The sequence below is a fragment of the Alishewanella tabrizica genome (assembly GCF_014652375.1).
Lineage (GTDB): Bacteria > Pseudomonadota > Gammaproteobacteria > Enterobacterales > Alteromonadaceae > Alishewanella > Alishewanella tabrizica.
This window is the reverse complement of record NZ_BMYR01000007.1, coordinates 65,326-87,756: the sequence shown is the minus strand read 5'-3', so window position 1 is coordinate 87,756 and position 22,431 is coordinate 65,326. Positions and strand designations below refer to the sequence as shown.

At 42.0% G+C, this 22,431-nt stretch carries 17 protein-coding genes and 6 tRNA genes; 11 read left to right on the top strand and 12 right to left on the bottom strand.

Annotated elements, in window-relative coordinates; all coding sequences use genetic code 11:
• Positions 1–23: 23 nt before the first annotated feature.
• The 11 genes from IE070_RS09300 to IE070_RS09250 are packed head-to-tail and all read right to left on the bottom strand — an operon-like array spanning position 24 to position 13,699.
• A complete protein-coding gene (locus IE070_RS09300) occupies positions 24–1,379 on the bottom strand; it encodes a phenylacetate--CoA ligase family protein (protein WP_189482748.1) in 1,356 nt (451 codons plus the stop codon).
• The gene (locus IE070_RS09295; protein WP_189482746.1) at positions 1,376–2,509 is read right to left on the bottom strand and encodes a glycosyltransferase family 4 protein; all 1,134 of its coding nucleotides are present in this window, start codon (positions 2,507–2,509) and stop codon (positions 1,376–1,378) included. Before IE070_RS09295 ends, IE070_RS09300 begins: the two co-directional genes overlap by 4 nt.
• On the bottom strand, positions 2,499–3,701 hold the full coding sequence (locus IE070_RS09290) for a TIGR04063 family PEP-CTERM/XrtA system glycosyltransferase (protein ID WP_229797018.1): 1,203 nt from the start codon (positions 3,699–3,701) through the stop codon (positions 2,499–2,501). Before IE070_RS09290 ends, IE070_RS09295 begins: the two co-directional genes overlap by 11 nt.
• A 5-nt stretch (positions 3,702–3,706) precedes the next feature.
• Positions 3,707–4,630 (bottom strand): hypothetical protein, encoded by a 924-nt coding sequence (locus IE070_RS09285; protein WP_189482742.1) that lies wholly within the window; start codon positions 4,628–4,630, stop codon positions 3,707–3,709.
• A gap of 1 nt (position 4,631) precedes the next feature.
• Positions 4,632–6,524, bottom strand: coding sequence for an XrtA/PEP-CTERM system amidotransferase (locus tag IE070_RS09280; protein ID WP_189482740.1), 1,893 nt, complete (start codon positions 6,522–6,524; stop codon positions 4,632–4,634).
• Between the two features lie 2 nt (positions 6,525–6,526).
• Complete coding sequence (locus IE070_RS09275; RefSeq protein ID WP_189482737.1) at positions 6,527–7,684, bottom strand: glycosyltransferase; 1,158 nt, start codon at positions 7,682–7,684, stop codon at positions 6,527–6,529.
• Positions 7,681–9,171 (bottom strand): exosortase A, encoded by a 1,491-nt coding sequence (gene xrtA / locus IE070_RS09270; RefSeq protein WP_189482735.1) that lies wholly within the window; start codon positions 9,169–9,171, stop codon positions 7,681–7,683. Before xrtA ends, IE070_RS09275 begins: the two co-directional genes overlap by 4 nt.
• Positions 9,168–10,382 carry a TIGR03087 family PEP-CTERM/XrtA system glycosyltransferase gene (locus IE070_RS09265; RefSeq protein ID WP_189482732.1) on the bottom strand — a complete coding sequence of 405 codons (1,215 nt, stop codon included), beginning with the start codon at positions 10,380–10,382 and terminating at the stop codon, positions 9,168–9,170. The genes xrtA and IE070_RS09265 overlap by 4 nt, the downstream gene beginning before the upstream one ends.
• Positions 10,379–11,407, bottom strand: coding sequence for a FemAB family XrtA/PEP-CTERM system-associated protein (locus IE070_RS09260; protein ID WP_189482730.1), 1,029 nt, complete (start codon positions 11,405–11,407; stop codon positions 10,379–10,381). The genes IE070_RS09265 and IE070_RS09260 overlap by 4 nt, the downstream gene beginning before the upstream one ends.
• A gap of 8 nt (positions 11,408–11,415) precedes the next feature.
• Entirely contained in the window at positions 11,416–12,267 is an 852-nt protein-coding gene (locus IE070_RS09255) for an XrtA system polysaccharide deacetylase (RefSeq protein ID WP_189482728.1), read from the bottom strand.
• A gap of 4 nt (positions 12,268–12,271) precedes the next feature.
• The gene (locus IE070_RS09250) at positions 12,272–13,699 is read right to left on the bottom strand and encodes a TIGR03013 family XrtA/PEP-CTERM system glycosyltransferase (protein ID WP_189483040.1); all 1,428 of its coding nucleotides are present in this window, start codon (positions 13,697–13,699) and stop codon (positions 12,272–12,274) included.
• A 221-nt stretch (positions 13,700–13,920) separates the two neighbouring features.
• Between IE070_RS09250 and IE070_RS09245 the strand changes: the two genes are divergently transcribed.
• From IE070_RS09245 to IE070_RS09230, 4 genes are read left to right on the top strand one after another with little or no spacing between them, the layout of a single operon-like run.
• Complete coding sequence (locus IE070_RS09245; protein WP_189482726.1) at positions 13,921–14,556, top strand: XrtA/PEP-CTERM system exopolysaccharide export protein; 636 nt, start codon at positions 13,921–13,923, stop codon at positions 14,554–14,556.
• Between the two features lie 47 nt (positions 14,557–14,603).
• Positions 14,604–16,181: an XrtA system polysaccharide chain length determinant gene (locus IE070_RS09240; protein ID WP_189482724.1), complete on the top strand. Its 1,578-nt coding sequence runs from the start codon at positions 14,604–14,606 to the stop codon at positions 16,179–16,181.
• Positions 16,178–17,140 (top strand): XrtA-associated tyrosine autokinase, encoded by a 963-nt coding sequence (locus IE070_RS09235; RefSeq protein ID WP_229797007.1) that lies wholly within the window; start codon positions 16,178–16,180, stop codon positions 17,138–17,140. Before IE070_RS09240 ends, IE070_RS09235 begins: the two co-directional genes overlap by 4 nt.
• Positions 17,115–18,755 (top strand): porin family protein, encoded by a 1,641-nt coding sequence (locus tag IE070_RS09230; protein WP_189482722.1) that lies wholly within the window; start codon positions 17,115–17,117, stop codon positions 18,753–18,755. The genes IE070_RS09235 and IE070_RS09230 overlap by 26 nt, the downstream gene beginning before the upstream one ends.
• 85 nt (positions 18,756–18,840) lie before the next feature.
• Here the strand turns inward: IE070_RS09230 and IE070_RS09225 are convergent, their stop codons facing one another.
• On the bottom strand, positions 18,841–19,851 hold the full coding sequence (locus IE070_RS09225) for an XrtA/PEP-CTERM system-associated ATPase (protein WP_189482720.1): 1,011 nt from the start codon (positions 19,849–19,851) through the stop codon (positions 18,841–18,843).
• Between the two features lie 314 nt (positions 19,852–20,165).
• Between IE070_RS09225 and IE070_RS09220 the strand changes: the two genes are divergently transcribed.
• The 7 genes from IE070_RS09220 to IE070_RS09190 all read left to right on the top strand — a co-directional run bounded on the left by IE070_RS09220 (position 20,166) and on the right by IE070_RS09190 (position 22,368).
• Positions 20,166–20,241, top strand: a tRNA-Ala gene (locus tag IE070_RS09220).
• A 12-nt stretch (positions 20,242–20,253) separates the two neighbouring features.
• Positions 20,254–20,329: transfer RNA gene (locus IE070_RS09215), tRNA-Glu, on the top strand.
• 31 nt (positions 20,330–20,360) lie between these two features.
• A tRNA-Glu gene (locus tag IE070_RS09210) sits at positions 20,361–20,436 on the top strand.
• 24 nt (positions 20,437–20,460) lie between these two features.
• Positions 20,461–20,536: transfer RNA gene (locus IE070_RS09205), tRNA-Glu, on the top strand.
• A 49-nt stretch (positions 20,537–20,585) separates the two neighbouring features.
• A tRNA-Ala gene (locus IE070_RS09200) sits at positions 20,586–20,661 on the top strand.
• 11 nt (positions 20,662–20,672) lie between these two features.
• A tRNA-Glu gene (locus tag IE070_RS09195) sits at positions 20,673–20,748 on the top strand.
• A gap of 330 nt (positions 20,749–21,078) precedes the next feature.
• Entirely contained in the window at positions 21,079–22,368 is a 1,290-nt protein-coding gene (locus tag IE070_RS09190) for a hypothetical protein (protein WP_189482718.1), read from the top strand.
• Positions 22,369–22,431: the final 63 nt, after the last annotated feature.

Genomic DNA, 22,431 nt, shown 5'->3' with positions numbered 1-22,431 from the left:
GGTTAGCAGATATAGACTGTCTATCATGTTGTTACCTTGCTAATCACATAACGGTACTTGCCAGAGGCTTCTGGCGCGATCTCGCTAAGCTGCTCAATACTTATCTGCACTGTAGCCCCAAGCCGTGCCTGAAAACCCGCACAGATTTGCTCTGCAATGGGCTGGGGCAAGCTGCCAGCTGGCCAGACTAACTGCACTGTGGTTTGTAGTAGACTGTATTGGATGATTTTAAAGGCAGCAATGCCTTCTATATCACGCAGAATATATATAAGCGCCAACCCGTGCATCATAGTGCCATCGGCTGCAACAACAAAATCGGTACTGCGCCCCTCAATGGCTTGTAACAAAGGTAAGCCCCGGCCACAACTGCAGGGGTGCTCGGACAGGCTGGCTATATCACCGGTACGATAGCGAATAAAGGGAAACTCAGATGTTGCAAGGTGAGTAACCACAATTTCACCAGACTGACCTGCAGGCAGCACCTGACCGCTGCTCGGGTCGATAATTTCAACGATTATATCTTCAAAGGATAAATGCATGCCCTTAGCTGGACATTCATGTGCAATAAAGCCGGCATCCCGGCCACCATAGCCATTGGCCACAGGCGCAGCAAACACCTGTTCAATCAGCTCACGTTGATAGGGGTAAAGCCGCTCTGACGTGACAAACACCACCTTAATGCTCAGATCATCCATGGCTATGCCGTGCTGTAGGGCTGTTTGTGCTAGTAAATGGTAAACCGAAGGATAACCAAACAACATTTTGGGTTTAACCTCACGGATCCGCTGTAAAAAAGCCAACAGCTTCTGTTCGCTCATATCAAAGGCGGGGATCAGCTCTGAGCGGAATAACATATCGCGCATGATGCGGACTTTATCCTGAGCATCCAGCTCAATAGGGGAGCCCCAGGCAACAATTTCTTTATCGCCAATGTCTACGCCCCACCAGCGGGTGGCGCGCCATTTTGCGGCGACATCATGTGAAACCCGTTCATTACCAAGTAAAAAAATTAATGGCTGGCCGCTGGAGCCGCCGGTATTAAAGCGTTTCAGGCCTGTAGCCTGGTCGGCTTTCAGATCAGCAAAATGTTCAGTGATCTTAGCTTTGGTTAAAAATGGCAGCCTGGCTAAGTCGGCTACGCTTTGAATAGCGTCAGGGGTCAGGCCTTGCTGTTGCAGCAGCTCACGGTAATAGGGCACTTGCTTATAAGCTGTGCTGATAAACTGCTGTAAACGCTTATTTTGCCCTTGTTGCAGTTGCGCCAGTGGCAACCACTGGCTTTGTTCTAACTCACGGCGTCGGCGCACGGTATCGTGTTTTTTTAACCACTCTTGCAGCGGAAACACTATTGACGCAATAAAACGGTTATATAGACTCATCCGATTGCCTGCTCCCGACGGTTTATGGCCGCTTGATATTGCAGTGCCAGCGATTGCCTGACAGTAGACCAGTGAAAGCGCTGGCTGTTTTTCAGACCGTTTGCTACTAACTGCTGGCGCAGTGCTGGTGATTGCAGTAATTCACTGGCCAGTAAATACAGCGCCTGATGATCGCCTGGGTTAAATAGCAAAGCATCCTGACGATGGCTGACCAGATGGCTGATGCCGCCGACATTGCTACTGATCACCGGAACACCGCAGGCCAGGGCTTCAATAATAGAATTTGGGCTATTGTCTACCAGGCTGCTGTTCAACATCAGATCGGCGCTGCGGTATAACTGTGCCATTTGTTCAGTGTTCAGGCGCCCAGAGAAATGTACCTTTTGCTGTAGATTTAGCTGTTGCACCTGTTGCTGTAGTTCAGCTAGTAAGGGGCCGCTGCCGGCTATAGTCAATGTTGCCGCCGGGAACTCTTTTACGATAAGTGCAAAGGCGGCAAGAGAGGTAGCAACGTCATAAATGTGCTCAAGGTTGCGCGTCACTATAAAGTGCGGTGCAGCAAGAGCGCTAGTTGACTCTGTCGCGGCTGGCTTGGGATAAAACAGCTGTTGATCCAGAATATTGGGCACTATAGCCACGGGGATGGCGGTGTCTGCTGTTTGATACTTTGCAAAAACCTGCTGCAAAAAAACCGAGGGTACCATGACTGCACTGGCCTTGCGCAAAGACCAGGAAACAAAGCGCCAGCTTTTGGCAAAAAAGCTATCAGCATGGCCACCCCGATAATTGACGATAACAGGGGTGCCACGCATGCGTGCAGCCCAGATGGCCGGTGCGGCAAATAAATGCCATGACCAGCCAGAATTGGCCATAATATGCACCAGCTGTACCTTGCCGCAAGCTCGATAACAACGGTAGAGGTAGGGTATTAAGCGAAACACGGCGCGCAATAGTGGAATATTGGTCACCCATGCCGGCTGATAAGGAGCATTAACCGCTACAAACTCGACGTCAGCGCCTTCTTGCAGCAATAATTGGTGTAGTTGCCGGGTTTGATTCGACATGCCACCTGCCGGCGGGGCTATAGGGCCAATCAGCGCTATTTTTAAACCTTTCAAGCTAGTGCTCATGTTTCACAAGCCCATTATACAGTGGCACATAATGCTGCACTGATGCTGTCCAATTACGTTGGCTGTGCACATAGTGCAGGCCGTTGTTAATAACCTTTGATTCTGCACCGAGGTTTTTGAGGATGCGGATAGCCTGTTCGGCCAAGTCTTCAATATTATCACGCTGAAACAGCCAGCCGGTTTTATCGTGCTCTATTAATTCCAGATGGCCACCGACATCAGATGCCAGCAGACGCATGCCCTGCGCCATGGCTTCTAAGGGTTTAAGTGGGGTGACTAACTCTGTTAAGCGCATGGCTTTTCGGGGGTATACTAATAAATCAACCAGGCTGTAATATTGCATCACGTCTTTATGAGGCACTCGGCCTGGCATGATCACACTGTTTTCTAAACCAGCATCTTTTATTTGTTTCTTTAAAGCTGCTTCCTGTGGACCACCACCGACCAGCAATAATGTTGCCGTAGGAATTTTTTGCTGGATCAGCGGTAGGGCTTTAATCAGTAAATCCAGCCCTTCATACGCATAAAATGATCCCAAAAAGCCCAGCACCACTTTATGGTGAAGCTGATACTGCTCTTGCAGCTGGTTATCTTTGGCTGAGATCAGTTGAAATTGTGTTGGGTCAACGGCATTGGGAATCACCGTAATGCTGGATTCAGCAATACCACGCTGTATTAAATCTCTTTTTAAGCCTTCACAAATAGTGGTAATGGCGCTAGCTTTTTTAGCGACATAGGTTTCCAGCGCCTGAGTAGCTTTGTAACGCAGATCACCTTCTTTACAGCTGCCATGATCTACGGCGGCGTCTTCCCAAAAAGCCCGGATTTCATACACCACTGGCAAACCGGTTTTTTTTGCAGCCCATATGGCTGCCAGGCCATTTAGTGCAGGGGAGTGGGCATGCAGAATATCAGGTTGCTCAGTTTTAATCAGTTGCAATAAGCGCTTTTTTAGCGCCAGCACCACGGCAAGCTCTTTTAATATCGGCAAGCGCCAGAACCAACTCTGGTAAGCTTTAGTGCGGTAAAAGGTATAACCTTCAGCCTTTTCGCTATCGCTGCCGTTGGCCGGATGTTTCGGGCTGGTGACATGGCAAGTGCTGTACCCCAACTTACGCTGTTGCTGCAAAATAGCTCTGGAGCGGAAGGTATAACCGCTGTGCAATGGCAATGAGTGATCAAAAATATGCACAATTTTCAAGGAAGTGTTAACTCCCATAATTTGTTTTTTTGTTCACTTAAAATATCTTCGTTAGCTTTTTTTTGGATCAATTTCGACCTTAATCCGAACAGCCCAGGGTTTCTAATTAGAAAAGATATACTTAACGGATTTTTATTTAAATACTCTAAACAAAGATCATGTGAATACTCATTAAGTTTTGAAACAGGCTCTTTGTTTAACGTAAAAATTGTCTTTACAGCTAAGTTTTCTATTTTACCTTCCGACTGTCTAAGGTAACGTTTTGCATGAGTTAGCAGATCTTTTGGGTTGTACCATTTTAGGATTGGATGTTGCCATGTTACGTTTGGCAAAACGCATATATTAGCAGGATCACGATTGTTTTCATTGGGTGCAAATCGATAATTAATAGCGGAAGCGATAACAGAGTCTGTTCTATAAATGCCGATTGGTAATTTAAAGCATGAAGCTTTCAGTTTTTGAATACAGTACTTAGGTAGCATAAAAAAATTTCCATGCAGTCCTCCTTTCGTGAGCATCTCCTCAGATAGCTTTCTACTGCTATAACCTGTTGCGGGAGTTCCCGTGTATGCAAGAGCTTCATGTTTTTCAGCTTTAACTATAGTATTTGTTACACTGTCTGAATTAATGGTTACATAACCATCGACAAAAAAATGAAAATCGTAATCTCCCGCTATTTTATAACAATATTGATTAAAGCAGTTTGCCTTATCCCCCAAAGGGAAAAACCATATTCGTAAATTAGTAGGATATTTAATTAAAAATGATTCAGAAATATCGCGCGCATTGATTTCGTTACCATTTAGCAAAAGATGAATACTGAAGTCGTATTCCTTACATGCCGTTAACAATGTTTCTATTGTATGAGACAATATAACTGAGGACTCTCTTGAACTAATTATTACAATTGACAGTTTCATCCTAACTATTCCTCTCCAGAAAGGCAGCAAACATCAGCAACGTCCAAAGTGATGCGCTATTGTCTTTCAAGCCACGCTTGTGATCGTCAATCAGCTGTTTTAATTCAGCGACATTAAAATAGCCACTGTTTAGCATCACTTCTGATAACAATTTATCCTGCAGCTTATGTTTTAAAGGGCCACGGAACCACTCAGCCAGTGGCACGGCAAAGCCCATTTTTTTGCGGTATAACACGTCATCCGGTAAATAGGGTTGCAACACTTTTTTCAGGGTATATTTACCAACACCGTCTTTAAGGTTAGCCGAGGAGTCGGCACTAAAGGCCCACTCCACCAGCTTATGATCTAAAAAGGGTACACGCACTTCCAGCGAGTGCGCCATAGAGGCGCGATCTACTTTAGTTAAAATGTCGCCAACCAGATAGGTTTTCATATCCAGATACTGGGCAATTTTCATCGGGTCCAAGTGTGATACCTTTTCACCATGGCGGCGAAATACCTGCAGTGAATTATAGCCATTTAAACGTTGTTTAAAGGCGCTGGAAAACAAACGATCGCGCTGATCGGTGCGCAAAATAGCAATAGAGTTGTGGTAGGCGGCAACGGTGTCCATGGCCAGTGACTGAAAGGTGGTTTTTGCTCGCAAAAAGCGCGGTGCCCAGTCAAGCTTAGGATAAAGCTTACCCAAGATGCCAAACAGCGGTTTACGGATAACCAGCGGCAGCATGTTACGAAAACTTTCTTCCTGCTGGTGCAGTTTATAACGGCGGTAACCCGCAAATAGCTCGTCAGCGCCATCGCCACTTAAGGCTACCGTTACTTGCTGCCGTGCCATCTGACAGACCCGGTAAGTGGGAATGGCTGAGCTGTCGGCATAGGGCTCGTCATATAAATCAGCCAGTTTGTCCAGCAGTTCAAAGTCGTTTTGGCTGACGATATTTTCGTGATGATGAGTGTTGTAGCGTGCTGCCACCTGGCGGGCAAAATCTGTTTCGTTAAACTTGGGGCTGTCAAAACCAATAGAGCAGGTGTTCACCGGATCACTTTGTAAGCCAGCCATCATGGCGACTACGGCACTGGAATCAACGCCTCCAGATAAAAAAGCGCCCAGTGGCACTTCGGCAACCAGCCGGATGTCTACCGCTTCGCGAAAACGCGCTATTAGCCCCTCGCTTAGTTGTTGCTCGCTTAACGGCTGCTGCCATTGTGTCGGCACATCCCAGTACTGCTTTGGTTCTGGCAATGCCTTAATGCCATGTTGCAGTAATAAGGTATGGCCAGGTGATAATTTATAGCTATGCTGATAAATAGTATAGGGCTCAGGCACATAGCCAAAACTGAAATAATCCTCAATGGTGCTGTCACGTAGCTGCTTTACAAAGTCAGGGTGATTACGCAGCACTTTGAGTTCGGAGCCAAACACAAACTGGCCGTTATCTAGTAAGGAATAAAACAGCGGTTTGATACCAAGGCGGTCACGTGCCAGAAAAAGGCAGTTACGGCTGGCATCCCAAATGGCAAAGGCGAACATACCGCGTAAATGATGCACGCAGTCTTCCCCCCATTCCAGCCAGGCATTTAATATGGTCTCGGTGTCACCATTGGTATTAAACTTATAGCCTTTGTCCAGCAATTGCTGGCGCAGCTCACGGTAATTGTAAATCTCGCCATTAAAAACGATACACGCCTGCTGGTTTGCACTCTGCATAGGTTGCGGGCTGCCGGCAATATCGATAATGGATAAGCGGCGATGCGCCAGGCCTATAGAGGGTTGGTAAAAATAGTCTCCGGCATCTGGCCCACGGTGTAGCTGACTGTCATTCATCAGCGACAGGATCTGATGATCAGGCTTGTGTTGATTATGTAAAAGATAAATTCCGGCAATACCACACATGGTTAAGTTTGCGTCCTTGTCATTTCATAAATTTTACGGTAACGGCTTACCATCGTATCTATACTAAAGTTGTTGTGGCAATGTTTTTTTACTAATTCAGCATCACTTATAAGTAATTCTGGCTGCAACAGATAATTTTGCATTGCCCGCATTAGTGCGTTGCTATCATTACTGGGTACAAGATTCCGTTGAAACAGTTCTTGTGGTATTAAATCGGCATTCCCGCCTACATTAGTAGCTATAACCGGCGTACCGGCCGCCATTGCTTCAAGTAGAGTATTAGAGATTCCTTCTGCCAATGACGGAAGTACAAATACATCAAACCGCTTCATTAACTGTGGAATATCATCGCGGTTGCCAGTAAATAACACTTGTTGTTGCAGTTTAAGTTCGGTAGTTAATTGTTCTAACTCTGCTCTGCAAGGGCCATCACCTACCAAAATCAGAGCACAGCGTTGCCGTTGCTGTGGTTGTAGTTCAAGCAGCAAGGCAAACGCTCTTAATAGTAATGCCTGATTCTTCACAGTGGCCAGCCGGCCAACTGTAGCAAATATTATGGGGGCAGCTGCAGTAACTGCAGCAGGTAATGCAATAGTGGCCGGTTTAGCAGTACTAAATTTGTCGATATGAACCCCATTACATATGAGTTCAATACTGCTTTTTTTTATATTAATAATTGAAGTTAAGTAATTTTCTGACTCTATAGATAAACAAATGAAACGATGTACAAAATATTTAAAAATATGACGGATAATACGATTTTTCTTGTTGCAACCATTAATGTCATTACTTTCCCAGCCATGCTCACCATGAAGGCGAAGTGGTACACATCGCCACCAGCCGACTATTTGAAGTTCTAGTGTTGCAAGGTTTCTGCTATGAAGAATATTTGGCTGTAATAATTTTAGTAGTTTATTTAATCGGTTAAAGGTGCCCCAATCATGGCCAGCTTGTTTATCTAGGGTATAAAAACGTACGTTATTAGTTTTAATGCGTTTAATAAAGTTTTCGTCATGTCCAGTTAGGCTGACAATACTATGATGGAATTCTGATTGGGGTAAATTGTTAATCAAATTTACAACGCCATTTTCCAAACCCCCGGTGCTAAAGTGCCAAAGAAGATGCATTATATGAATAGGTTCTTTACTGGGAACACTCATAACTCGTTCTTCCTGAGGTGTTTATTAATTTTAGGCTGCAGATTAGCGAAGGGTATTGCTGAACTTGAAGAATCACTAAGAGAAGTTGCTGCTAATTTTAGTTTATCAATAATATATTCATTTGCTGGGCCGTTTGTAGATACAGCAAAAATATAAGCACCAGACCGCTCATCTTTAAGAAAATAAAAGACTTGTAAAAGTTTAGTTTTGAAAAGGCTGTCGGTTTTGTGCATGCCAACTTGATACCAATACATGACAGTGCGCTGCTCGTTTTTTAAACTGTTGAGTTGCAATACCGTAGTGTTATCAACAGAAATTTGTTGTTGCACTTGCCAAGTAGATTTGTCAAACAAATTATTATTCCAACTGATCAGTTCACCTAATTGCTGTTTATTGTGATAAAAAGCAACAAAGTATTCTATTCCGTTTTCGTCCTCAAAGTAGCTTTGCGCCATACTATTCTCAAAGCTTATACCCCAGTTACTTACCACTACCGAATTACCCAATTGAGATATTTTAAGTTCTTTGGCAATAACCGGAGGATGAACAATATCAAGTGATAAACGAAAGCTAAGTATTGTTACTATTACAGCTGCTGTACTTATTAGTACTGATAGGTTTGATTTCAATAAAAGACTACGCTGAATATTTTTACATAATGGTATGTGTATATCAGCAAAACGTGCGCCAAGCCAAAAACCTGCGATCAATACTAAACCAAAAAATACCCAGCCATATACATAATGATCAGCACCAAAACCATATCGCATGTTGGTCGTTTCGCCGATATACACAAGCATAAAAGCCCGCACGCCATTAGCCAGTATTGACAGCACTGCCATAAAAAGCACGAAACCAATTTGTTTATATAGTTTATTAAAGTGTAAATATGAGAACAGAGCTGAGATTGCCAGCGACGAAATTAAAAAACGTAGACCAGAACACGCTTCTGCTACCTCAAATAAACCTACTGGAGTAGCGAGAAAAAGTCCTTCTCGGTAAACCGGTATGTTAGCCCAATTAAGCATTATGACAGTAAGGTCGGCAGTAATATTTTGTAGCATTGGTGAAAATTCATCACCAAAAGGCACTAAAAACAATAAATAACCTATCGCAAATAGGTGGTTTCGGCTGTTGTCGTTGCCCAGTAATAGCCATATGAGCATTTGCAGCGTGACTACAGCTGCTAAATGCATTAATAGTGCAATATCAGCAGCAAAGCTAAATAACCATACAAGTTGTGAAATGGCAATAACAAGAACAGCAAGCCAAATCCATTGCTGAGATACTGGCTTACAGGGCGGATGTTGTTTAGATCGGAATAAAAAATACAGACTAATTGGAATGATGAGATAGCAATGATTATAAGTTGCTGAACTATTCCATACTCTCTGCATATCAAGCCAGGTAGAACCATAAAGCCAAAAATATGCTACGCAAAGTAGACTAAATGTAAAGATTTTAAAGATATAACGGGGTATTGTCATTGCAATACGTCCGTTGTTAAGTATTTCTCTAAGTCTGAGAGCGTTTGTTTCCAAGTGAAGTTGCTTATTATCCACTGCCGGTTATGGCAATTTGCAGGTAATTGTTGCATGAGTTTTAAGCAGGAGTAATAAAATTCTTCAGCGTCGTTGGCGACGATTACACTTGAACTGACTAGTGCATTAATACCTTCCATGGCCATTGCACTACATACTACTATTTTATTCATTGCCATAGCTTCAAGCACTTTGTTCTGAATTCCACGCGCAATTAGCATGGGTGCGACAGCAAAAAGAGCTTGTTTAATATAAGGTCGAATATCGTCAACGCGGCCAGTAACAATAACGCCTGGCAATTGAGCCAGAGTGCAAACATCAACATTAGGATTGCTACCAACAATAAGAAAATGAAGATTCGGGTAGTGTTGTTTAAGCTTGGGCCAGACATTTGAGCAAAACCAGGATACTGCATCTATATTGGCCCAGTAATCCATGGCACCTGTAAAAACAATAAACGATTCGGGTAAGGTTGGTGCGGGCAAAGGTTTATCTGGATCAAAAAAATCAATATCGACACCGTTTGCAATGCTATGAACACGTTTTTGATCATCTGTTGGAAGCAGCTGCTTAAACGCATTAGCTTCATCGTTTGAGACAAACAAACTGGTTGCAAAACGCTGGCAGATATTAACTTCATATTTTTGCAATAATCGCGCCTCACGATGGTAAAACCAACGTTTAACGCCAACAGACTTTTGTGCGTATTGACGCCACTTATCAGAATCAATATCTACAAAATCAATAACTCGGTTAAGTTTACTGTAACATTTGTTATCAATGTACTGTGCCATAGAGGAAGAATAAACCAGCACGTTTTTAATTTCCTGCTGTTTAAGCGTTGTGTTAACCCAAGAGGCCATTGCCGAGACATAATAATATGGAACAGATATAGGTGAATTCGTAAGAAAACCCGTAAGGCCAGTTAGTATAGACTGCCATTTTGAAAGTCTCAGACAATAGAAACTTTTACACCATTGGTTCAGGCTTGCTATATATTGTTGATCAAACGCATCATCATAAAAACACCCTAAATAAATATCATAGTTAACACTTAACGACTTAAGGAGGTTAAACGATCGAATCTTATCGCCTTTATTGGGCGGATAAGGAATGCGATGGACTAACATTAAAAGTGATGGCTTACTTGGGCTCACCCTAAATACCTCGACAACATTGGACCAAGCCACTGACTAACTGAAAGCGGTAAGCGTTGCCAAGCTTTAATAAAAAACTGGTATTTTGGGTTCTTAGGGCTAAGGTTTGGAAGTTTTTTTGCAGTAACAAGATGGAATTGGTAAGGTAGCAATTGCGGCTCCATGCCCCAGTGCTTTTTGTACTGATAAGCTCCAGAATCTAATTTACTACGTCCAAAATCGTAGCTGTTACATTCTTTATTAACTTTTGCATGGCACATCAGCTGAAAATACATGTAGTCGTTACTTTTAAGTTCTCGCGCTGCTTTAATACCGCCACCATAATAGGGAAGAACTTGGCCTTTATAAAAGAAACTTAATACACTTGATACCGCTTTACCGTCTTTGCGAACAGTTAGAATTTCTGTGTGTTCTGGAAAATAATGTAACAAGCTTTGAAAATAGCTCTTGGCAAAGACGGGTGTACCTAAGTTGCGAACACTTTCGGAGTAAGTGTCAAAAAAATCATCAGTACTTTGGTCAAACGTTATGCTAAGTGGTTGACTCAAACTTTGGCGAACTACGGCGCGTTGTTTTTTCTTTATTCCTGCTAAAATTAACTCCTGATTGGCAGCAAGTGAGCAGGTAAAGTAAGCATGTTGACTACGTGTTTCTAAGTTATTGTTCTGAGGTTTTTGGTAACGAAGTTCAAGATGATCAACTTGTAATTTATTTGCTAGTTCAATAGCCTGCTGTTCTAGGAAACGTTTAACTTCATCAGAGCCTAAAGCCCCACCGTACACACAAAATGGGGTAGAAATAAGGGAATCGCCAAATAAGCGGCTCCGAACTCTAGCGAGTGGAAGAACACCAACAATGTTGCCTTCGGCCATGGCATATAGATAATAACATTGATGACCTAAACGTATTAGAACATGCTGCCAGTTTGACAGATGAAAGAAACTGCCATTAGGATCTTGATCAACAAATTCGTCCCATTTAATGCTATGCTCATCACCTGGCGTTAGTGTAAATACTTTAAACATTCTAATCCCTAGATTTTAAATACTGGCTGGTATACTTGCCTTAATGTTTGCCATTGAAAATCTTGTAACATCTTCCCTAGTTTCGCTTCCATTTTATCAAGGTTTACGTAGTGTCTAAAATTTGATTTAAGTGGTGCGCCAACAATTTTAGGTTGATCTGGGTCTATCTCCCATGGATGAAAGTAAAACATGTACGGGCTGTCAGTCGTTGCTATATAGCGTTTAATTAAACGCTTACTTAACCAATAAGGCATTAATCTAAAATACCCCCCGCCAGCAACAGGCCATTGTTTACCTGCTATGTTTAAAATTGGCATTGGGCATTCCCAAATTCCCTCAGGACGCAAATGAGCTAGTTGTGGCCAGTCAGGAGTGCCATATAGATCGTGTTTTATAGGGTAGGTGCTAGAGCTATAAAGATAACCTGCTAGTTGTAATTCAGTAAAAGCCCATTCGTTGGTTTTGTCTATTGAGAAACTAGGCGCACGATAACCAATAATGGGTGCACCCGTTAAATCCTCTAAAAGCGCTTTAGTGTCACGAACATCTTTTGCAAATTCAATACGCGTTTGTTTAGTGGCTTTTACGTGATTAAATCCATGACTAGCAACTTCATGTCCACGATTATGGATCTCTTTAATTAGTTGAGGATAACGTTCAGCCACCCATCCTAATATAAAAAATGTAGCCTTAGCTCCGTGCTTGTCAAACATGTCCAGTAAACGAGACGTGTTGTTATCTACCCGAATGGGCATGGCATCCCAATTACTGGCAGAAATATTATTTTCGAAAGCCGCGACATGAAAGTAATCTTCAATATCAACAGTTAAAGCACAAATTTTTGTTTGTTTGATTGACATAGAGTTAACGGCCTTTACCAAAAACAACTATTTCGACTGTTCTGATTAGAATCGTCAGATCAAGCAATAAGCTGCGATGTTTAATGTAATATAAATCGAATTTTAGTTTTTCTAGCGCGTCTTCGGCAGTAGCACCGTAGGGGTATTTTAATTGTGCCCAGCCAGTAAGCCCTGGTCGCACATTATGTCTCTGTGCGTAATAGGGGATATCTTTTACCAATTGGTTAACAAATTCAGGCCGCTCTGGGCGAGGGCCGACAAAGCCCATCTCGCCTTTAAACACATTAAAAAGTTGCGGTAATTCATCAATACGGTATTTTCGGATGATTCGGCCCACTCGTGTCACGCGCATATCATTGGTAACGGCCCACTGAGCGCCATTTTTTTCGGCATCTATCCCCATGCTTCTAAATTTGATGATTTGGAAAGGTTGTCCATCAAACCCCACACGCGTTTGTTTGTAAAATACGGATGCCCCTGTTTTTCGACCGTCTTCTAAGTAAATAAGCAATGCAGTAATCAGCATAATTGGCCAAGTTACAGCGAGCGTTATTAGTGCTAGCAGCACATTTAATCGGTAATCTAAATTAGTTTTAAAGCGATGGCTGTTAGCAAAGCCGTTAGAGTAAATCACCCAACTTGGGTAGATGAGATTAACAGCGATTTGCCCCGTTTCACTTTCAATAAAATCGAGTATTTCAGTAACGTCAATACCACGTGTTTTACACTTAAACAGTAAATCAACTGGTAGCATATTTCTGCGCTCATCACATGCAATAACAAGTTGGTCTATATCGTTGTTTTCAGCAAAGGTGAAAAGATCATTCATATAATCTAAAGGGATAAGTTTCTCGTCAGGGATAAATCCTTCTTTATCTCCTGCAATGGAGACGAAGCCAATAAGGTCAAAGTACTTTCTGTCGACATTGCGCCGCATGCGTTTTTCAATAATAGCGGCACGTTCACCCGCGCCAAGTACTAGCACTTTCCTACGGTTTAGTCTGGTAAAGTCACGGTATTGAAAAATGGCCCGAAAGCTTGTTATAAGCAAAATGGCCAATCCTGACGAGATAATAAGTGTTGTAAGACCCATATCTATCTGTGGTGATAAATTAAAGATAATTACCTGTAGTAACACAAAACTAAAACATTGCGTTAAAAATACTCGCTTAAAAATGCCACTATGGCTTTCTCGAAGTTTTTGATCATAAAGACCCAATGAAAGTGAACATAGCATTGTTGAACAGGTAAAAACCAAACTATAGGCTAATTGCCATTCTATGGTGTGTGAAGCTGCAGGCAGTGTAAAAGTTGAAGAGAAGAATCCAGCGATAATAAACCCAAGGTGGCTGGAGATTAAAATCAGGCTCAACTCGCCAAACATCAGTATCTTATCAGAAACTTTAGAGCGGTTAATCCTTGCATTGAACATATCACTTCCCTTGGTACTTTCAGTTTTGCGATGAAAATTTATGCAGTTATATTCATTTTTATTGAAAAATTTGCAGTTTGACGTCAAATTTCTCATATTGCTAAGTTATCCGAATTAAGGCTTAAATTCTAGTCAAAGTTTTAAATAAAAAATTTAAAAAAAGCAGCTAAATGACGATGTTTTAGTTATATTAGGTTAGCAACGTACAAAAGGACGCGTTTATGTTAAAGAATCACTTCAAAACTTCATTAGTTTTTACTGCTGTGCTTGGTTTAGTGTTGTCGGGGTGTGCTAACAACAGCACTTTACCAAGAGCCACTGTACAAAGCTCAATGACTACCTCTGTTGACAACTATCAATACCTAATTGGCCCGGATGATACCCTCACTATATTTGTCTGGCGAAACCCCGAGTTATCTGGCTCATTTATTGTTAGACCAGATGGCAAGATTTCAACTTCGCTGGTTGAAGATGTGCCTGTTAGTGGCAAAACACCGACACAGCTTGCAAGAGATATGGAACAAATTCTTGCTAAATATATTCGCGACCCCGTTGTTACTGTATCTGTTAATGGTTTTGTTGGACCTTACAGTGAGCAAGTAAGGGTGATAGGTCAAGCAACGAATCCGCAGGCTGTCAATTATCGTCAATATATGACCGTGCTTGATCTTATGATTGCAGTAGGTGGGTTGAAAGAGTTTGCTGCGGGTAATAATGCTAAACTTATTAGAAGCACCAATGGGTCACAACGCACTTTTGATTTAAGATTAGACGATTTAATTCGTGACGGTAATATCGCAGCAAATGTGGATATTTTACCGGGTGATATCATTATTATTCCTGAAGCTTGGTTTTAAGGCGATATGAGTATTACGCATTTTTTTGAAGCTTTCAGGGAGGAGTAATGAAAGAAATACAACAAGCCCTTGAGCTGTTACATACCTACTTACAAGGTATATGGTTAAGACGTCGCTACATCATTATTACCGCTTGGTTGATTTGTCCAGCAGGTTGGTTTTATGTCTACAAAATGCCACCAACCTATGAGGCAAGTGCTCGACTTTATGTTGAGAGCAGCACGTTTTTGGAGCCTATTTTACGAGGGTTAACCATTAACACCAATCAGCGTGATGAGATCAATTTGATGGTGCGTACTCTGTTGAGTAGGACAAACGTTCAAAAAATTGCTCGGCAAGCTGATATGGATGTGCAAACACGTACGGAACAAGAGTTTGAGACGCTTATTGATCTCTTACAAAGCGACATAAAAGTCACTGCTACTGGTCGTGAAAATATTTACTCTATTTCATACGTAAATCCCCAGCCACAACTAGCGCTGAAAGTAGTGCAGGAAACGCTTAATACGTTTATGGAAAATAGGATTGGAACCAGTAGGGCCGATTCTCAAGCTGCTCAAGAGTTTCTTGATCGTGAGATTGCCGAATTTGAGCGGCGGTTAATTGAATCTGAACAACGTTTATCTGAGTTTAAAAAAAGCCGCATGAATATGTTGCCTGGTTCAGAGTCGAACTTTTATTCGCAGCTTACTGCTGAACAGCAACGTGTAGAGAGTGCTGAGCTAGACCTACGTGAATTAGAAACACGTTTGCAAGCCGCAAGAGGCCAACTTTCCGGAATTAATGTAACTGAAGGTAATTCTGCAAATATCACTACGCAATTTGATGAGCGAATCAAGCTTTTGCAATCGCAGCTTGATATGGCGTTGATACGTTTTACTGAAAATCACCCTGATGTTTTAGAAACTCGCCGTTTACTTGATACCTTAGTGAAGCAACGAGATGCTGAGCTAAAGATGCTTTCTGATGCGGCGGCTAACAATAACAACACTGGTTTTGTTGCAACACAAAACACCTTGTACCATGAATTACAGATGAATGTGGCGAGGCTAGAAACAGAGGTAGCATCAGCGCGAGTAAGAGTTAGGGCTTTTAAAGATAAAGTGGTTGATTTAGAAAGTCGCTTGAATTTGATTCCAGAAATCGAAGCTGAATTTACGGGGTTGAATCGTGATTACGATATAACTCGCTCTAAATACGAAGAGTTACTTGCTCGGCGCGAGGCTTCTGAATTATCGCGGCGTGTAGATGCCTCAGAGCAGGATGTGCAATTTAGGATTATTGAGCCACCTAGGGTACCATTTGAACCTTCTGGCCCGAACAGAGCATTATTTTACTCTTTAGTGCTACTTGTAGGCTTGAGTGCTGGTATTGCAATGGCCTTTTTACGTAGCTTAATCTCACCCGTGTTAAGTCGTGCCTCACAGTTATCGTCTATTTCTGATTATCCTATATTTGGCGTGGTTTCACACACCGAGAAAGCCAAAATACTTCGTCAAGCAAGATTACACTTTTTATACTTTACGGGGCTTGCCGCAATTTTACTGATGTTTTATTTGGTGCTTGTGACTAATGATTATGTTTTTGGTCGTTCAGCTGAAATTATCATGAGGATTGTCCGGTGAGCATTATTGAAAAAGCCATACAACGCCAAGCTGAACAACATGTTGAGCAATCGACTAGTGTTTCTACTACAACGAATTTACCTAATAATGCGGTTGCAGACAGTGCAATTGATGTAAGTGTAGTTGATGCAACAGCAGTTGAAGACAAAACTTTACAAGCAGATTCGAATAAAAAACCTATTGATGCTGCAAAAGCAGATTCAGCTTTTACAGATGAGACTGTTTTGCGTCCAGAGACGCAAATTGATTTACAATCGCTTGAGCAACAAGGATTTGTGTCGTTAAGTACCCAGCGGCGTTTGATAAATGAAGAATACCGCGTTATTAAACGCAAACTTATCAACAACGCTTTTGGTCCACTAGCATCTACCTTAAAGCACGCTAATTTAATAATGGTTTCTAGCTCCCGACCTGGGGAAGGTAAAACCTTTTCTTCCATAAATTTAGCGCTTAGCATTGCCTTGGAACAAGATAAAACGGTGTTACTGGTTGATGCAGATGTATTAAGGCCAAAAGTGTCTAAGACCTTGGGGGTAAAACACGAAGTAGGGTTAACAGATTATTTGCTGTCATCTGATATATCGGTGGCCGATATCATGTTAAATACGAATGTGCCAAGATTAAAGCTTATTACCGCTGGGACGCCGCATCACTTATCAACGGAGTTGTTAGCCAGTGATAGAATGCTGAGATTAGCAGCTGAATTTGCAAATCGTTATGCTGATCGTATTGTGATTGTCGATGCTCCGCCTCTGCTTGGCGTTAATGAAACGTCAGTATTAGCAGCAATGTGCGGCCAAGCGGTTTTAGTGGTAGAAGAGAATAAAACCCGTTTAGCTGAGATTGAACAATGTGTCACATTGTTACCCACCGAGATGGCAGTAGGCTTTCTTATAAATAAAGCGCATCGTAATCAAGGCAAAGGATATGGTTATGGATACTATTATGGTGCAGAGTAAATCGAAGAAGCTTACGTTTAAGCTTGCTCGTTGTTATTGGTTAGGCGTGTTTCCACTAAGTGTTATTTCTACTGTCAATGCAGCTGAAACCCGATTCGAACCGCTATTTGAAACCGCGCTATATGCGTATCAAATAAAACCGGGTTTGAACGGTGATAAAGACAATGGTGGTGCTTTGGAGCTTTCACCAGCCTTGGTTTGGTATCGTAATGCCGCTAATATGCAAACTAATTTTAATTGGCGACATAGTTCTGTGCTTTATGAGGAAGATGAGCGCGACAATAGCAGTTTTGATGATATTGAATTCTCAAACGTATTCTTTGCATTTGACAAACGACTGAGTTGGGATATCACAGCTCGCCAGAACTATGTAGTCAGAGATACACGGCAAGGTATTTTTTCTGATAAAATTACAGGTAGTGATAAGTTAAGTAAAAACCAATCCTACGGATCCTCTCTTCGTTACAAGAATGCTGAATCTGCAAAATACCGTACTGAAGCCACATTGCGTTTTAATGAGTCTGATAGTGAAGCACCTGAAGTAGAAAGTGATTTCAGTGATTTCGGTGATTTTAGCACCACAAACTATGCCCTTAACTGGGCACTTGGCACCAATGCGCGAGCGCTTAATTTTTTCTGGTTGTATGAAGGCGATGTCCAGGAAGTTGAGCGAACAAGCTTATCAAGCTACAGTGCTCGGCGACATGGCGTTATTGTTGGCTTGCCAATAGCCCCAAGTATATCTGCTGTGGCTCGCGCGGGTTCTGAACGTGCGAATAACCAAGCGAATTTTGATAACAAGTACGAGTATTTCGGCGCAGGAGTAGAGTATCGTTTTGGTGCTATTTCACGTATTAATGTGACGATGAATCGAAGTGATTCTAGCGTAGGTGATGCGCGGACCGAAACAGATACTTATGTCGCCTCTGATTTTTTATTTGCACCATCTCGCCGTACCCGCATAGAGGGGTCACTTGACAGACGTTATTTTGGTCGTACGCTAACTGTTCAAGGTAATTATAATCTACGATTCTTGTCGATTAGTGTTAGCACCTCTGATTCTGTCACCACTCAAAATCTTTTTGACAATGAGTTACAAAACTTAGGCGTGTTTGTTTGCCCAACAGGGTCTGCAAACTTTGCTGATTGTTTTAAGCCGCCGTCGAATCAGTATGTGCCAGTATTTGGTGAAAGTTTACAGCAAATAAGTGCAAACAACGCCGAGTTACGGCAGGAGCTAGTACAAGCAAAACGTCATAATGTTGTTATTGCTTATAGTAGGAGCCGATTAAATCTTAGTTTAAATGTGAGCGAAATCACTACTGATTATATTGAGCGAGAAGATAGCAATACTAATCAAAATGTGTCTTTACAAACGAGTTGGATACTGAACGACCATAACAAATTAGTCAGTAATTTAAGTTATTATGATATTGATTATCAGGGTGAAAATCGCAAAGATAAAAATATTTCTCTGGAGTTTGGTTTGAATACTAAACTGAGTGCTAAGTCAGAGATGAGTGTCACCTTAAGGCGTTTGGACAGAGAGTCCACTTTGGAAGAGTTTGATAATAGTGAAAATCGTATTTGGTTATCATTTCAACATCGGTTTTGACAAATATGTTTAAAATAAAACGGCGCCATGATGGCGCCGTTTTATTTTAAACATATTTATTTTGCAGATTGTTGTGTAAGGTTTCTTATTCGCTATTAGGGATGTTCGTGGATTTTTGTCGTTGTAAAATCAGTTCGTCCAGCTCTTTTAATAGCTTAAGCTTTTGTTCAAGAGATTCATCGAGTAAATGTTGAACGTGGGTTTGCATTGGATCGCTTTCAAGCTGAACATGGGGCTCTGCGATGGCTGTTGCTGAGTTTACTGCTTGGTTGATGGGTTGCTGATGTGCAATTTCTTCAGAAATCTCACTTACTACGTTACTTACATGTTCGGCGGTGAGTTGTTTATGTTGTTCAAGATAGCCAAGTAGTAACAGTCTATCCATCAATAAGTTGATTTTTCGCGGAATGCCGCGGCTAAATTGCTGAATTAACGCATAACAGTCGGGTGATAATAACGGCGATTTTAAGCCGGCCATACGCAGACGATATTCGATGTACTCTCGGGTTTCTTCTTCTACCAAGGGTGTCAAATTACTAGAGGCAATGATACGTTGGCGGAATTGCTCCATATTAGGTGCTTGAATAATCGGGTTTAGCTCATTTTGCCCTAATAAAAAGCTCTGTAATAAGGGTTTGCCATTAATTTGATAATTAGACAGCATTCTAAGCTCTTCAATCGATTCTAAAGGCAAGTTTTGTGCTTCATCAACCAGTAATAGCGCGCGGCGATGTTGCGAATGCAGACGCTTTAAAAAAATGTGGATAGCATCAAGATAGCTGGCTTTGTTATGTTCAGTCACCATTAGATTAAAGCTGCTTGCAATCATCCGAATAAGATCGTCTGGCCCTAATTTTGACGTGACAATTTGTTTCGCTACAATTTCATCTTGATTAAGTTGCGACAGTAATTGATTGGCGATGGTGGTTTTGCCTGTTCCAACGTCACCCGTGATCACAATAAACCCTTCGCCTTGGGATAAGCCGTACTGTAAGTAGGCAAGGGCTCTCTTATGTAAACGACTGGCATAAAACCATTGGGCATTTGGCGTGAGTTGGAAAGGGCGTTCTGTAAAACCGTAATACGACTCGTACATAAATAATCCTAACGTTCACCCTATGTTTATATTGTGGCTAGTGTATACAAAATCTTTACTCAACACGATTAAAACTGCACTTGAAATAAGGTAATTACCGCTAGAATGCTGATTTTTTGCCGTTACTAAAGTGTGTTACTTAGGTAATGCTAGGCGTATGGCGTATAGCATCTAGAGGATGGATAGTGATTAGCTTAATTTTTGCCCGAACAATCTTGCTGTTATAAAAAACTGTTGACACTTTTAAGGCGTCAACCTAGAATGCGCCCCGTGTTCAGCAATAAGCAACGCTTAGTGTTAACACAGAAAAGTGTGGGGCTATAGCTCAGCTGGGAGAGCGCTTGCATGGCATGCAAGAGGTCAGCGGTTCGATCCCGCTTAGCTCCACCAAGATTTTACAGCGTCCCCTTCGTCTAGAGGCCTAGGACACCGCCCTTTCACGGCGGTAACAGGGGTTCGAATCCCCTAGGGGACGCCACTAAATCTCGCACTTTTCAGACTGTTACAGCGTCCCCTTCGTCTAGAGGCCTAGGACACCGCCCTTTCACGGCGGTAACAGGGGTTCGAATCCCCTAGGGGACGCCAATTCAGTCAGCATTACACTGTTATGTCCCCTTCGTCTAGAGGCCTAGGACACCGCCCTTTCACGGCGGTAACAGGGGTTCGAATCCCCTAGGGGACGCCACTTCCAATGTGGTTGTTTATCCCAGACTCGATATGTCATCGTCATATTCGGGGCTATAGCTCAGCTGGGAGAGCGCTTGCATGGCATGCAAGAGGTCAGCGGTTCGATCCCGCTTAGCTCCACCAATTTCCAGTGCGTCCCCTTCGTCTAGAGGCCTAGGACACCGCCCTTTCACGGCGGTAACAGGGGTTCGAATCCCCTAGGGGACGCCATCTATCATATTTAATACCATTCTTCTTAGCAATTTAGGTAACCTCTGACACCGCGCCTTCTCTTTAGCACGGCGGTAACAGTCGTTCTAATCCCCTAAGGGACGCCATCTATCTTAATTTTCCTATTTACATTCTTAATAACGCCTTGAGGCGGTGTGGACATCGCGCAGCACCAATTATCTGCTATGTTTCTCTTTTTTAATTAAACATTTTTAATCACTTTCTTTTATAATCGCATGCTAGCGGGTTAATTCAGATTAGCGAGGGTTAGCCACAATTTTATAATTTGTCATTAATACACCACTGTTTAACAAGGGAAGTTTCTTCGCTGTGATAAAAAGCCTACTGTTTTCAGTTTTAACCTTGTTGTGCACTGTGGCCTTTACCCTTTTATTAGGTTTTTGGTTGTTTATTAGTCAGGGTACTGTTGAGCAACCTGATTTCTCCAGTGATGATATAAATGACTCCCGTCAATTTTTATCCTCTACACTTTCCAAATTACGCAATGAAGATCAAACTATAGAGCTAGTTATTAACCAAGCAGATTTGAACGCATTGTCTAATGTGGGTAGTTTTTCTCTCGATCCATTGGTTTTTCGCGGCGTGATACAAAATGCCAGTGTTGATATTAATATCACATATCCATTACCAGCTCATTTTGGGGATAAGTTAATAAGTTTAAAATGTACCTGGTCAGTCCAAACAAAGGCGTTTGTTATAGAACAATGTAGAATTGGTAAGCTCACTATACCCAGTTTCTTGACAAATTTCTTATTCAATTCAATGGTTAAGCTTGCTTTGGATTCACCTGCAGATAATAAATTATTACAACTGATAAAGCAGGGAGTCGTACAAGATAAAAAGTTACTGTTTAATGGTGGCGAACTTCAAAATATAGATCTTAATATCAACGCTCTTTTGCATAAAACATTGACGAGTCAGCAGAGCTTATTAAGCGAAAGTGCAAGTGTAGCACCACATTTAGCGTTTTATCTTGAGCGATTAAAGCAGTTAACTGCAAAGCACCCAAATGAACGTCGTTTGGCTTTTTTCATGCAAAATCTTCTTGTTGATGCTATTGAACGTTCGGCTTCGTCGTCACTTAATGAAGAATACCTCAGTGTTGTCTGGGCTTTGGCTGCGGGCTTTGGTAATAAAAACTTTGCTCAATATGTCAGTGGTGGTGAGAAATCTATAACAGTTCCTGCTTTACCCCGCGTAGAGTTAGCGGCTAGACGCGACTTAACATTACATTTTCTGTACTCAGCCGTGATTAAGAGCTTAGGCAATATTCACATAGCGAATCAGATAGGTAGACTAAAAGAAATAAGCGATGCAGGTAAAGGCGGCAGTGGTTTTAGTTTTGTTGATATGGCAGCTAATAAAGCAGGTATACACTTTGTTGATCAGCTAAGTAAAATTAATAAAAATCTTGTTTTAACGTTGGATACAGACGCTTTCCAAGCTGCTTTTTTTCCATCAATAAGCGATTTACCTGAGGGTCTTTCAGAATCGCAACTTAATGAACAATTTGGTGGGATCCGCGGGGATAAAATTGCTGAGTTAGAAACGCTAATTGAAAAACGCCTTGCCGCTTTGGCACTCTACCAAGCGCTATGAATGCCATCATTTATTTGTGCTAATGCCATAGCCAAAAGTGTACTATGGCAAGTTTTAAATGCG

Coding starts and splice junctions, on each gene's coding strand:
- IE070_RS09230 (WP_189482722.1), top strand. CDS start 17,115: ATGGATACTATTATGGTGCAGAGTAAATCGAAGAAGCTTACGTTTAAG.
- IE070_RS09285 (WP_189482742.1), bottom strand. CDS start 4,630: ATGAAACTGTCAATTGTAATAATTAGTTCAAGAGAGTCCTCAGTTATA.
- IE070_RS09300 (WP_189482748.1), bottom strand. CDS start 1,379: ATGAGTCTATATAACCGTTTTATTGCGTCAATAGTGTTTCCGCTGCAA.
- IE070_RS09250 (WP_189483040.1), bottom strand. CDS start 13,699: ATGTTCAATGCAAGGATTAACCGCTCTAAAGTTTCTGATAAGATACTG.
- IE070_RS09275 (WP_189482737.1), bottom strand. CDS start 7,684: ATGAGTGTTCCCAGTAAAGAACCTATTCATATAATGCATCTTCTTTGG.
- IE070_RS09295 (WP_189482746.1), bottom strand. CDS start 2,509: ATGAGCACTAGCTTGAAAGGTTTAAAAATAGCGCTGATTGGCCCTATA.
- IE070_RS09240 (WP_189482724.1), top strand. CDS start 14,604: ATGAAAGAAATACAACAAGCCCTTGAGCTGTTACATACCTACTTACAA.
- IE070_RS09280 (WP_189482740.1), bottom strand. CDS start 6,524: ATGTGTGGTATTGCCGGAATTTATCTTTTACATAATCAACACAAGCCT.
- IE070_RS09255 (WP_189482728.1), bottom strand. CDS start 12,267: ATGTCAATCAAACAAACAAAAATTTGTGCTTTAACTGTTGATATTGAA.
- xrtA (WP_189482735.1), bottom strand. CDS start 9,171: ATGACAATACCCCGTTATATCTTTAAAATCTTTACATTTAGTCTACTT.
- IE070_RS09245 (WP_189482726.1), top strand. CDS start 13,921: ATGTTAAAGAATCACTTCAAAACTTCATTAGTTTTTACTGCTGTGCTT.
- IE070_RS09260 (WP_189482730.1), bottom strand. CDS start 11,407: ATGTTTAAAGTATTTACACTAACGCCAGGTGATGAGCATAGCATTAAA.
- IE070_RS09225 (WP_189482720.1), bottom strand. CDS start 19,851: ATGTACGAGTCGTATTACGGTTTTACAGAACGCCCTTTCCAACTCACG.